The following is an 11,989-nucleotide window of genomic DNA, read 5'->3' as shown; positions in this document are numbered from 1 at the left end:
AATTAAAATGACAAGATACGGCCTGCGCGCTCGCGTAATCACATTGACTTTGGCACCGACCTTAATTATCGGTCTCCTTTTGAGTGCCTTCTTCTCTTACAATCGCTACCACGACCTAGAATCACAAGTACTTAACGCCGGCTCTAGCATTATTGAACCGCTGGCGATTGCCAGTGAACAAGGTCTTATCAACCAAAGTCGTGAATCAGTTAGACGCCTGATTAGTTACGCCCACCGTAAGAATTCTAAATTCGTTCGCAGTATTGCGGTATTCGATGCTTCTCATGAGCTGTTTGTAACCTCAAACTTTCATCCCAACTTTGATACGTTAACCTACCCGAAAGATCAGCCGATTCCTTTTTTAAGCTCCTACGAAATTCACGACAATACGTTAATTTTGAGAGCCCCTATTCTAGCTGAAAGTCAGCTGGTATCAGATACGCGAGAATTAACCTCAACCAATAAGACGCTCGGTTATATCGCTGTAGAGCTCGACCTTTCTTCACTGCGTTTACAACAATATCAGGAAGTCTTCTCTGCGATTCTAGTCCTTGTTCTTGGTCTTATCCTATCGGGAATCTTTGCCTACCGTTTGATGTACGATGTGACGCGTCCAATTTCTCACATGAAAAACATGGTAGACCGTATTCGTCGTGGTCACTTGGATGTTCGTATCGAAGGCAAAATGCACGGCGAGCTGGACTCGTTAAAAAATGGTATCAATGCCATGGCAGTCTCGCTGTCCGAATATCATGTAGAAATGCAGCACAGTATCGACCAAGCAACTTCCGACCTACGTGAAACATTAGAACAGCTTGAAATTCAAAACGTTGAATTGGATATCGCCAAAAAGCGTGCGCAAGAAGCGGCACGAGTGAAGTCAGAGTTCCTTGCTAACATGTCTCATGAGCTAAGAACCCCACTTAATGGTGTAATTGGTTTTACTCGTCAGATGCTGAAAACGCAGCTGACCAACAGTCAAACAGACTATCTTCAAACCATTGAGAAATCAGCAAATAACCTTCTTAACATCATCAATGACATTTTAGACTTCTCCAAACTCGAAGCCGGTAAACTGGCACTTGAGAATATTCCGTTTGAATTCCAAGACAGTCTTGAGGAAGTTGTCGCCCTTCAAGCAACCAGCGCCCATGAAAAAGGCTTGGAACTAACCTTAAAAGTTGACTCAAAAATTCCAAGCGGCCTTGTTGGTGACCCACTTCGTATTCAACAGATTTTGACCAACCTTGTGGGTAACTCCATCAAGTTTACTGAGCGTGGCAACATTGATATCAGCGTTGAACTCAAATCTCAGAAAGAAGACCGTGTTGAACTGCAGTTTATGGTTCGCGATACCGGTATTGGTATCTCAGAGCGACAACAAGCGCAGTTATTCCAAGCCTTCAGTCAAGCGGACGCCAGTATCTCTCGACGTTATGGCGGTACTGGACTTGGTTTGGTTATTACCCAAAAGCTAGTTGGACAAATGGGCGGTGAAATTAGCTTAACCAGTCGCCTGCACCAAGGTTCAACATTCTGGTTTACGGTTAAACTGAACTCTACAGATATTCCAATGATCGACCTTATCGATCCTGCGGTCATCCATAACAAGCGACTACTACTGATTGAACCAAATATGCAAGCGGCATCGGTATTACAACAGACCCTTACTAATGAAGGGGTTATGGTGACCTATCGCTCAACGTTGCCAGATAAAGTGGAAGCGTTCGACTACATCATTTTGTGTTTGCCTACCAATGAAGAAGTGCCATTGACGGTGATTGAAAGTTGGATCACCCGTTGTCAGGAAGCTACATCAAACATCATCATCGGTACTGCCAGCACCCAGCTCGCCCTATCTGACTACTTGATGCAAACCCATCAAGTACAGTGCTTAACCAAACCATTATCACGTAAGAAGTTGCTGCAATCGTTAGTGGAAAAACAGCCAGCAATACTCGCACCTGTTATGGAAGTTGAGTCTACCGAGAAGCGCGCACTCACCGTAATGGCAGTGGATGATAACCCTGCCAACCTCAAGCTCATTACAGCATTATTGTCGGAGCGTGTTGAGAGCGTGGTCTCTTGCACCAACGGCCAAGTATCGGTTGAGAAAGCCCAAGAGCAGCACTTTGATATGGTATTTATGGACATTCAAATGCCTCATATGGATGGGGTTACTGCCTGCAAATTAATTAAAGAGACCCAGCAGAACAGCCAGACGCCTGTCGTCGCCGTCACTGCCCACGCAATGACGGGTGAACGAGACCGACTTTTATCCGAAGGAATGGACGATTACCTCACCAAACCTATCGATGAAAAAATGTTGTTGCAAGTACTCAACAAATGGGTACCAGTTCGCAATCATGACACTGATGCCAGCTTAGATTTCGTTGCTCCAAATGAAGTGGACATAACATCTGATGAGCCAAGCATTCAGCCTAAAGCGGAAACGGAAACTAATTTGGTGATCGATTGGGGAGCGGCACTCAAACAAGCCGCTAACAAAGAAGACTTAGCCGTCGATATGCTGCAAATGTTAGTGGACTTTATCCCTGAAGTGTATGCACTTTCAGAGCAAGTGTTGGACACTGACTTCGATGATAAGGAACAGGTTATCCATCTAATCCACAAATTGCATGGCAGTTGCTCTTATTGCGGCGTGCCGAGACTTAAATCTATCTGCGCGACCATAGAGAAAGCCTTGCGCGCTGGCGACAGCTTAGAAGATATCGAGCCAGAGCTCTTTGAACTGCAAGATGAAATGGAAAAAGTGCTAAAAACGTCTGAGCTTTACTTGAAAGGAAATAGAGAACCTAACGACTAGGTTAGGTTCTATCGTTTAGCTTTCGAAGATGACGGTAGCGACAGCGTAGTGACGCTCGTCAGAGATAGACAAATGATTGGACGTCACACCCATTGAAGCCGCAATTTCTGCGGCTTTTTTTGTCAGGGTGAGTATTGGCTTGCCGTTTTCGTCATTAGAGACTTCAAAATCTTGGAAAGTCACACCATGAGCAATCCCAGTCCCCAACGCCTTTGATGCCGCCTCTTTTACAGCAAAGCGCTTAGCAAGAAAGCGACCTTGCTGTTTCAATTGCTGAAACTGAACCAACTCATTATCGGTCAAAATACGCTGCGCAAACGCGTCGCCTGAACGCGCTAAGGCTTTCTCAACACGTTCTATTTCTGCGATATCGGTACCTAGACCTTGAATTGCCACGATTCATTAACCTCGACGAGCCGATTCCATGACCGCTTTCATATCTGCAACGGCTTTATGTAGGCCATCGAATACCGCGCGGCCAATGATAGAGTGACCAATGTTTAATTCATAAATCTCAGGTAATGCCGCAATAGGTGCGACGTTGTGGTAAGTCAAACCATGACCAGCATTCACTGTGATGCCGATATCTGCAGCGTAGCTTGCGCCTGCCGCGATTTTTTTCAGCTCGTCTTGCTGATCTTCTTCAGTTTCTGCATCCGCATAATGACCAGTATGCAGCTCAATGAATGGTGCACCAGCTGCTTTAGCGGCATCAATCTGCTCACGATCGGCATCAATAAATAGCGACACTTTAATGCCTGCTGCAGACAACTTCTCCGTTGCCGCTTTGATTTTTTCAAGCTGACCTTTTACATCTAACCCACCCTCGGTCGTCAGCTCTTCACGTTTTTCAGGTACTAAGCAAACAAACTCAGGTTGAGTTTTTAGGGCAATATCGATCATCTCATCGGTGACCGCCATCTCTAGGTTCATACGAGTCTGTAGTGTTTCGCGCAAAATGCGTACATCACGATCTAAGATGTGGCGACGGTCTTCACGAAGGTGAATAGTAATACCGTCAGCGCCAGCACGCTCGGCAATCTCTGCAGCATGAACTGGATCTGGATACTTAGTACCGCGCGCATTACGTAGCGTAGCGATATGGTCAATATTGATACCTAAAAGGATAGAACTCATCGATGTTTACTCCATGGTCAGAGCTGTTTCAGTCTCGGAAGAAACAACTCCCTGCTTTTTAATGGTTTCCCGCCAAGATACGGCTTTAATGCTATGCGTGTAAAGCGTTTTGCCGCTTGTAACTGTGTTTTACTGTTAAAACGACGCTCACTGATGGCAATCAATTCCTCACCGAGAAAGGTGAGATTGTCTTTACGCACACTGGCAATGAACCCCTTCTGCTCTCGATAACGATAAGTCATCGTTGGCTCAATAGGTTCACCTGTTCCGGCACAGTGAAGGAAGTCTACACCGTATCCCATTGCAGAAAGGAGAGCGAGCTCAAATCGCCGTAAAGCGGGTTCAGGATTGGTATTGTGAGCCAGTTCTGTTAAAGCTTGAAGATAGTCATGAAATAAAGCGGGAAACGGGATTTCACTGGCGAGAACACGGGCAATGAGTTCGTTCACATACATAGCTGAGTAAAGGTTGATACCAGATAAAGGTAACCCAAGGCTGATGGCTTCAGCTTGACGAAGGGTCTTCATGGAGCCGCCGCCGGACCATTTTAACAGGAGAGGGGTAAAAGGTTGCAGCGCCCCTTTAAGGTTGGAGCGCTTACTTCTAGCACCTTTAGACAAAAGCGTAACTCGACCATACTCTTCACTGAATACGTCAAGAATAAGACTCGACTCACTGTAGGGTCTTCGATGCAAAACAAAACAGCGTTGTAATCCATCCATAACTTTATCTTGTCTAAGGTCTCGGAGCAGGACGCTCAGCGTCCTCGCTACCTAATAGTATTATTTGTTTTCGATATCGTCGATATAGCCTAATGAACGCAGAGCACGCTCATCATCAGCCCAGCCCGATTTCACTTTTACCCAAGTCTCAAGGTAAACCTTACGATCGAACAACTCTTCCATATCTAGACGAGCTTCACGGCCAATCGTTTTGATCTTTTCGCCGCCTTTACCAATAACCATTTTCTTCTGGCCGTTACGCTCAACAAGAATCAAAGCATTGATATGGAAGCCATCAGTGTCTGGGTTGTAATCAAAACGCTCAATCTCAACCGTCACTGAATAAGGCAGTTCATCACCCGTAAAACGCATGAGTTTCTCACGCAGGATTTCTGACGCCATAAAACGCTGAGAACGGTCCGTGACATACTCTTCAGGGAAATGGTGTACCGCTTCAGGTAGATGTTCACGTACATGCTTACGAAGCACATCTGTGTTCTTACCATGTTTGGCAGAAATAGGCACGACATCCACGAAGTCCATCTTCTTCGACAGCTCATGCATATGCAGCATTACGTCGTTACGATCTTTCACGTTATCGACTTTGTTCATACATAGGATGACTGGGAAGTCTGACTTACGCAGCTTATTCAGTACCATTTCGTCATCGTCAGTCCAGTGAGTGCCATCAACTAGGAATAACACTAGGTTCACATCACTCAATGAGCTATTAGCTGCACGATTCATCAAACGGTTAATCGCTCGCTTCTCTTCAATATGTAGTCCTGGCGTATCCACATAAATCGCTTGGTAATCCCCATCGGTATCGACACCCATAATACGGTGACGAGTGGTTTGCGGTTTACGCGATGTGATGGAAATCTTTTGCCCTAAAATATGATTTAGCAGCGTTGATTTACCTACATTTGGACGACCAACAATCGCAACAAAACCACAGTGTTGGTTTTCTGCGCTGGTTGTCGCTTCGCCAGATGATGCAAAGTATGCATCAATATCGAATTCTTGTTCAGACTCAGGTTTATCAGACATTGGTCACTTTCTCTAAAGCCAGTTCCGCAGCCGCTTGTTCTGCCTTGCGGCGACTGGTGCCTCGACCGATAACAGGTTCATCCACACCTGCCACTTCACAGGAAACGGTAAACTCTTGGTTATGCGCTTCCCCTTTAATATTAGTCACTGTATAGACTGGTAGTGGTTTTCTTCGACCTTGTAAGAACTCTTGTAAGCGAGTTTTTGGATCTTTTTGAGAAACTCCTGGCTTAATTGCTTCTAAGCGAGTCATATACCAGCTCAATACAATTTTACGAACCATCTCTACATCGCTGTCGAGATAAATCGCGCCAATGATCGCTTCAACGGCATCCGCTAAAATTGAGTCACGACGGAAGCCACCGCTCTTCAATTCGCCTGGACCTAATTTTAAGTAATCTCCCAAGACAAACTCGCGCCCTAGCTCAGCCAGAGTATTCCCTCTCACTAAGGTGGCACGCATTCGACTCATATCCCCTTCATTCACTTTAGGAAAGCGGTGATAAAGATCGTCAGCGATGACAAAACTTAAAATTGAATCGCCCAGAAATTCTAGTCGTTCATTATGGTTACCATTGGCGCTGCGGTGAGTCAGCGCCAACATGAGCAGCTCGCTATCATTGAAATGATAGCCGAGCTTTTTTTCTAATCGTTCAATAGAAGAATTCATGCTCTCTCGTTCAGTCTATTCCACCGATGCGATTAAATCTTACACCGGTTGGGATCCATGTAGGCAGAATACTATCTGCGCCACGTTCAAATTCAAAACTAATCCAGATACCAACAGCTTTGCCCACTAAGTTACCTTCTGGCACAAATCCCCAGTAGCGGCTGTCAGCACTGTTATCGCGGTTGTCACCCATTACAAAGTAATGACCTTCTGGAACCACCCATTCATTCACACCGTTACGTGGTTGATACTGGTCAACACGGTCACGACGCAAAGGGTTAACCAAGATTTGGTGCTCCACTTTACCCAGCTTTTCATCCATCTGAATCAGAGGGATACCATTTTGTACAAATGGGCTATCTTCCACATTGGATAGCTTCACCGGTTTACACGTCGATGTACCTTTGGTTTGGATGCAAATATCCTTACGCGCGCTATATCGAACAGTATCACCTGGTAAGCCAACAACACGCTTGATGTAGTCGATGCTTGGCTGAGGTGGGTATTTAAATACCACAATATCGCCACGCTCTGGTTTACCGGTTTCAACTAGCTGAGTACGCCATACTGGATCTTTTAGACCATAAGCATATTTCTCAACCAAGATGAAGTCGCCAACCAAAAGCGTCGGCATCATCGAACCAGATGGAATTTGGAATGGTTCATAAATGAATGAACGCAATACCAAAACAAAGGCGATAACAGGGAAAATAGAAACACTGTTCTCAACAAACCATGATGGCGCAACAGCTTTGTTTGCGGTTGCTTCATCGATTTGGGTAGCTTGAGCTTGGATATCCGCGAGCTTTTGCTCACGTTTTTTTCTCAATACGAGCTTATCCAGCACCCAAACGACACCTGTCACTAACGTCACGATGACGAGGATCAATGAGAAGGTATTTGCCATTTCATTCCCTTAATTTTCGTATCTATAAAAATAACGAAAGTGAAAGCACCACAACGGCACTTTCACTTCAAACTTAAATTATGTCGTCGTAAAACAAAGAATTAGTCTTTGCCAACGTGCAGAATTGCAAGGAACGCTTCTTGTGGCAGCTCGACGTTACCGATCTGCTTCATACGTTTCTTACCTTCTTTCTGTTTCTTCAACAGCTTCTTCTTACGACTCACGTCACCACCGTAACACTTTGCAATTACGTTTTTACGTAGCTGCTTAACGGTAGAGCGCGCGATGATGTGGTTACCAATTGCCGCTTGAATCGCAATATCAAACATCTGGCGAGGGATAAACTCTTTCATCTTCTCAACAAGCTGACGACCACGAGTTTGTGATTGGTCTTTGTGAGTGATGATCGCCAATGCGTCAACCGTGTCACCGTTTAGCAACACATCAACACGAACCATGTTTGATGCTTCAAAACGTTGGAAGTTGTAGTCTAACGATGCGTATCCACGAGACGTTGATTTTAGACGATCGAAAAAGTCTAAAACTACCTCAGCCATAGGAATGTCATACGTCACCGCAACTTGATTACCGTGATAAACCATGTCCACTTGCATACCACGTTTCTCAACGCACAATGTAATGACGTTACCTAAGTAATCAGACGGCACTAGGATATTACAGCGCGCGATTGGCTCACGAATCTCTTCAATATCATTAATAGCCGGTAGCTTAGCTGGACTATCCACGTAGTGAAGTGAACCGTCGGTTTTCTCTACTTCGTAGACTACGGTAGGAGCTGTTGTAATCAGATCCAAATCGTATTCACGCTCTAGACGCTCTTGGATAATTTCCATGTGTAGCATACCCAAGAAGCCACAACGGAAACCAAAACCAAGTGCTGCTGAGCTCTCTGGCTCGTAGAATAGAGATGCGTCGTTTAGACTTAGCTTACCAAGTGCATCACGGAAGTTCTCATAATCGTCAGAGGAGACTGGGAACAGGCCTGCATAAACCTGTGGTTTCACTTTTTGGAAACCAGGCAACGCTTGTTCACAACCGTTTTTCGCGGTAGTCAGCGTATCACCTACTGGTGCACCTAGAATGTCTTTAATACCACAAACAACCCAACCTACTTCACCAGTGTTGAGCTCTGTCGTATCGATCTGTTTTGGTGTGAAGATACCTAAACGGTCTACACCCCAAACTTGACCAGTACTCATCACTTTGATCTTGTCGTTTTTCTTCAGTTTACCGTTTTTAATACGAACCAAAGAAACTACACCAAGGTAGTTATCGAACCAAGAGTCAATAATCAGTGCTTGAAGTGGCGCTTCTGGATCGCCTTCTGGCGCAGGAATCGCTTTGACGATTTCTTCTAGAACATCGTCAACACCAAGGCCTGTTTTTGCTGAGCAACGCACTGCTTCCATTGCGTCGATACCAACAATTTCTTCGATCTCTTCAGCGACACGCTCTGGTTCGGCAGCAGGTAGGTCGATTTTGTTCAATACCGGAACAACTTCTAGCTCCATTTCAATGGCTGTGTAGCAGTTCGCCAGCGTTTGTGCTTCCACACCCTGGCCCGCATCAACAACAAGAAGCGCACCTTCACAAGCGGCTAGAGAACGAGATACTTCATACGAGAAGTCTACGTGCCCTGGAGTATCGATAAAGTTTAGCTGATAGGTTTCCCCATCTTTCGCCGTGTAATCCAGAGTAACACTCTGAGCTTTGATGGTAATACCGCGCTCACGCTCTAGGTCCATAGAATCAAGAACCTGGGCCGCCATTTCACGGTCGCTTAAGCCGCCGCAAACCTGGATCAAACGGTCCGACAAGGTTGATTTACCATGGTCGATGTGGGCGATAATCGAAAAGTTACGAATGTGCTTCATAGATTTGATGTAGCTAAACTCTTAAACAAAAAGGAATAGAAAATGCGGAAAAACGCGCATTTCAATTAAGTTGGCAGATTCTACCCAATTTCGATGCGGTTCGCACCTTATTTAGACAATGGGCTAGAGAATCGACTCACCAAGCACTCTGACCAACTTCACTTGCTGGAAAGAAGCTCGCTCCATTGGGGTAACCCACTTTTTGGCTAACCTAAAGCCAATAAAAGCAAAACACGCTGAAGTCAGTATGATCACCAGCTCGCCAGCACCTAATAATGGCGCTAACCACAATTGACCCACAATAGCTCCAATGAACAAAAACAGTAGCGGTAGTAGGTAAATCAACGCTGCGGATTGAAGTAAGCTCTTTTCCGGAAAACCGATTTCAACCACATCGCCTGCCTTTACAGGTTTAGACGTAGCAAGCTGCCAATGAAGCTGTTTCTTACCCACTGCTTTACTAACAATACCAGTACCACAACTGCTCTTTGACTGGCAGGAGCTACAACTGGTTTGCTGATCACAGCTTAGTTCAACGTGGAGCTGGTGACCTTGGGGTTCAACCGAGGTCACCGTCGCGAGTGCGGTCATCATGGGGTAATGCCTTCATCTGCCTTATTTACTTTGTTAAGTGTAACAGATTGTGCAATACGCTGCGCTGTGGCAGGAGGGATATCACCAACGACTGAAATTTGTTTGTCATTAAGAACAATGCTATGAACCGTACGTCGACCTTGGCGGATCAACTGACCTTTTAGAGAATTACTATCACGATCAGAGATATAGACCGAAAAGCTGAACAAACCATCAGTGAACATTTGGCTCTCAACCACATCTTCAGTTGCTAGCATACGGTAGCGATTAAGATCTTTAGGTTGAAAACCATTGGGAACCCAACCCACATGCCAAAATGTTTGCTCAATATTACCTTTCGGTAGTGATAGAACCGCCGGAAGCTGCACGTCATCAAGCGAGCTCAACATTGTGGCAATATGATCATTCACCGCATATGAGATCACACGGTACTGCTCTAAAATTTCACCGTCACGATCCAATAGATCAGCACGTAACGGAAGCTTGCTCTTTTCATCCACCCACAATACATAAGAGTAACGCAGTCCATCTTTTGGAACGACTCTAAATACTTGTGTCGGCGCTCCCGCTTCACGCGCACGGCCTACTCGAACGTAATCATAGTATTCACTCAGCTGCTTTACATCGCTGTTGAGTAAAGGCATCAACGGGGCCACCATCTTGCCAGATTCAATCGTGAACGGATCGACACCCGGTTCGATGTAACTAACTTCATTACCACGTCGAATGACTTCTCTTACTGGACCACTTAGATAAACAAGATGGGCTAATTGTTGAGTATCGCTTTTCGCGTGTCGGTAAAGTAACGGCTCTATGCTGTTCTTTTTGATAAGGATGTAGGACAGTTCATAATTCAATTGCTGGCTGGCGTCGTTCATTTGATGCAACAAAGCCTCCGCAGAAGACTCTTCTTCTGCAAAGGCTTGGGTACCAAATAAACTGAACAGCAATAATGAACTGGTCAGAAATTTTTTCATTCAATTACCGATTCTGTATCAGCAGAGTGCGAAGCATTATCTTCGCTGTTTAGTCTTAGCTGTAACTCGTAATCTTGCAGTAATGCGTTGATACGACGACGCTGTTCTTGCACGTTGACACTTTCATTCGAGCTTTTTGCAACCGAATCACGTGTCAAGCTGACTGGCTCAGCACTGCCCGCAAACGGAATAGTCTGCAAAACAGGTAATTGCTCAGCTTCAGGCTGTGCTGGATCTTGGCCAGAGTACTGCTGAACTCCTAAAATAACTGCCAAAGACACACACGCCGCTACCGCTACTTGACCAAACTGCGTTATCCAGGCTGGTAATAAGCGCTTCGCTTGTGAAGGCGTAGGTTGTGACTCGATAGGCATTACGATATCACTCGTATGCGCTGGCTCGTTTTCGAGCGCAGACGCCACACTTTCAGCAATATTCCAATCTAAACTTTGTGGCTCATCGCCACGCATGACATCACCAATAAGATGATAATTATGCCAAGTTTCTTTGCTCTCCTGATCTTTTTCCAACGCTTCAATAAGCGCGTCATCGATCAGGTCTCCGTCCATGAATGCTGAAAGCTTCTGTTTGTCAGCCATTATATTCACCATAGTTGTAACTAGTTTTAGCGTTGAAGAAGAGGCTTAATCTTCTTCTCTACCGCTTCACGAGCACGGAAGATACGCGAACGTACCGTTCCTACTGGGCAATCCATTACTTCTGCAATTTCTTCGTAGCTCAAACCATCAAGCTCTCGAAGCGTCATTGCAGTCTTCAAATCTTCAGGTAACGCTTCAATTGCAGCGAAAACAGTTCGCTTCAATTCATTCGACAACGTTAAGTTCTCTGGGTTCGAAATTTCTTTCAAAGCGTTACCGGCTTCAAAAAATTCGGCATCTTCTGCATCAACATCGCTGGCTGGCGGCCTACGGCTCTGAGCCACAATGTGATTCTTTGCGGTGTTCACTGCTATGCGATACAACCAAGTATAGAAGGCACTCTCACCTCTAAACGTCGGGATCGCACGATACGCCTTTATAAACGCTTCTTGGGCGATATCCGCTACATCACCCGAATTGCTCACGTATCTTGATATGAGATTGCAAACCTTGTTTTGATAGCGCAAAACCAATAGGTTAAATGCTTGTTTATCTCCACTTTGAACGCGCTCAATCAACACCTGATCGGTCGGCTGCTCGTTCATGCGAGC

The 11,989-nt window shown here is 45.3% G+C and carries 12 protein-coding genes; 1 reads left to right on the top strand and 11 read right to left on the bottom strand.

The annotated features are described in order from the left end of the window. The first annotated feature begins 7 nt into the window (after positions 1–7). Entirely contained in the window at positions 8–2,827 is a 2,820-nt protein-coding gene (barA, locus tag HW45_RS19190) for a two-component sensor histidine kinase BarA (RefSeq protein ID WP_006075283.1), read from the top strand. A gap of 15 nt (positions 2,828–2,842) precedes the next feature. On the opposite strand, the gene acpS is transcribed toward barA, so the two are convergent. From acpS to rpoE, 11 genes are all read right to left on the bottom strand, one after another. Continuing rightward, positions 2,843–3,223: a holo-ACP synthase gene (gene acpS / locus HW45_RS19185; RefSeq protein ID WP_038228977.1), complete on the bottom strand. Its 381-nt coding sequence runs from the start codon at positions 3,221–3,223 to the stop codon at positions 2,843–2,845. Between the two features lie 6 nt (positions 3,224–3,229). Further along, the gene (pdxJ, locus tag HW45_RS19180; protein WP_006075281.1) at positions 3,230–3,964 is read right to left on the bottom strand and encodes a pyridoxine 5'-phosphate synthase; all 735 of its coding nucleotides are present in this window, start codon (positions 3,962–3,964) and stop codon (positions 3,230–3,232) included. Positions 3,965–3,981: 17 nt separating this feature from the next. Beyond that, positions 3,982–4,686, bottom strand: a complete 705-nt coding sequence (gene recO / locus HW45_RS19175; protein WP_006075280.1) for a DNA repair protein RecO — start codon at positions 4,684–4,686, stop codon at positions 3,982–3,984. Between the two features lie 60 nt (positions 4,687–4,746). Next, complete coding sequence (era, locus tag HW45_RS19170; RefSeq protein ID WP_006075279.1) at positions 4,747–5,736, bottom strand: GTPase Era; 990 nt, start codon at positions 5,734–5,736, stop codon at positions 4,747–4,749. Then, the gene (gene rnc / locus HW45_RS19165; RefSeq protein WP_006075278.1) at positions 5,729–6,406 is read right to left on the bottom strand and encodes a ribonuclease III; all 678 of its coding nucleotides are present in this window, start codon (positions 6,404–6,406) and stop codon (positions 5,729–5,731) included. Before rnc ends, era begins: the two co-directional genes overlap by 8 nt. Before the next feature lie 10 nt (positions 6,407–6,416). Beyond that, positions 6,417–7,313 (bottom strand): signal peptidase I, encoded by an 897-nt coding sequence (lepB, locus tag HW45_RS19160; protein WP_031493910.1) that lies wholly within the window; start codon positions 7,311–7,313, stop codon positions 6,417–6,419. 101 nt (positions 7,314–7,414) lie between these two features. Next, on the bottom strand, positions 7,415–9,208 hold the full coding sequence (gene lepA / locus HW45_RS19155; RefSeq protein WP_038228976.1) for a translation elongation factor 4: 1,794 nt from the start codon (positions 9,206–9,208) through the stop codon (positions 7,415–7,417). A 123-nt stretch (positions 9,209–9,331) separates the two neighbouring features. Next, positions 9,332–9,802 carry a SoxR reducing system RseC family protein gene (locus HW45_RS19150; RefSeq protein ID WP_038228974.1) on the bottom strand — a complete coding sequence of 157 codons (471 nt, stop codon included), beginning with the start codon at positions 9,800–9,802 and terminating at the stop codon, positions 9,332–9,334. Further along, complete coding sequence (gene rseB, locus HW45_RS19145) at positions 9,799–10,779, bottom strand: sigma-E factor regulatory protein RseB (RefSeq protein ID WP_006075274.1); 981 nt, start codon at positions 10,777–10,779, stop codon at positions 9,799–9,801. Before rseB ends, HW45_RS19150 begins: the two co-directional genes overlap by 4 nt. Beyond that, positions 10,776–11,378 carry an RseA family anti-sigma factor gene (locus HW45_RS19140; RefSeq protein WP_038228972.1) on the bottom strand — a complete coding sequence of 201 codons (603 nt, stop codon included), beginning with the start codon at positions 11,376–11,378 and terminating at the stop codon, positions 10,776–10,778. The genes rseB and HW45_RS19140 overlap by 4 nt, the downstream gene beginning before the upstream one ends. A 26-nt stretch (positions 11,379–11,404) precedes the next feature. Beyond that, on the bottom strand, positions 11,405–11,983 hold the full coding sequence (gene rpoE, locus HW45_RS19135; protein WP_038228970.1) for an RNA polymerase sigma factor RpoE: 579 nt from the start codon (positions 11,981–11,983) through the stop codon (positions 11,405–11,407). Positions 11,984–11,989: the final 6 nt, after the last annotated feature.

The organism is Vibrio sp. ER1A (assembly GCF_000733315.1).
GTDB classification, from domain to species: domain Bacteria; phylum Pseudomonadota; class Gammaproteobacteria; order Enterobacterales; family Vibrionaceae; genus Vibrio; species Vibrio mediterranei.
This window is presented reverse-complemented; position numbering and strand designations above follow the sequence as displayed.

Excerpts from the sequence above, each read along its gene's own strand:
- era (WP_006075279.1), bottom strand. The coding sequence starts at position 5,736 with ATGTCTGATAAACCTGAGTCTGAACAAGAATTCGATATTGATGCATAC.
- lepA (WP_038228976.1), bottom strand. The coding sequence starts at position 9,208 with ATGAAGCACATTCGTAACTTTTCGATTATCGCCCACATCGACCATGGT.
- HW45_RS19150 (WP_038228974.1), bottom strand. The coding sequence starts at position 9,802 with ATGATGACCGCACTCGCGACGGTGACCTCGGTTGAACCCCAAGGTCAC.
- rseB (WP_006075274.1), bottom strand. The coding sequence starts at position 10,779 with ATGAAAAAATTTCTGACCAGTTCATTATTGCTGTTCAGTTTATTTGGT.
- recO (WP_006075280.1), bottom strand. The coding sequence starts at position 4,686 with ATGGATGGATTACAACGCTGTTTTGTTTTGCATCGAAGACCCTACAGT.
- pdxJ (WP_006075281.1), bottom strand. The coding sequence starts at position 3,964 with ATGAGTTCTATCCTTTTAGGTATCAATATTGACCATATCGCTACGCTA.
- rnc (WP_006075278.1), bottom strand. The coding sequence starts at position 6,406 with ATGAATTCTTCTATTGAACGATTAGAAAAAAAGCTCGGCTATCATTTC.
- HW45_RS19140 (WP_038228972.1), bottom strand. The coding sequence starts at position 11,378 with ATGGCTGACAAACAGAAGCTTTCAGCATTCATGGACGGAGACCTGATC.
- barA (WP_006075283.1), top strand. The coding sequence starts at position 8 with ATGACAAGATACGGCCTGCGCGCTCGCGTAATCACATTGACTTTGGCA.
- rpoE (WP_038228970.1), bottom strand. The coding sequence starts at position 11,983 with ATGAACGAGCAGCCGACCGATCAGGTGTTGATTGAGCGCGTTCAAAGT.
- lepB (WP_031493910.1), bottom strand. The coding sequence starts at position 7,313 with ATGGCAAATACCTTCTCATTGATCCTCGTCATCGTGACGTTAGTGACA.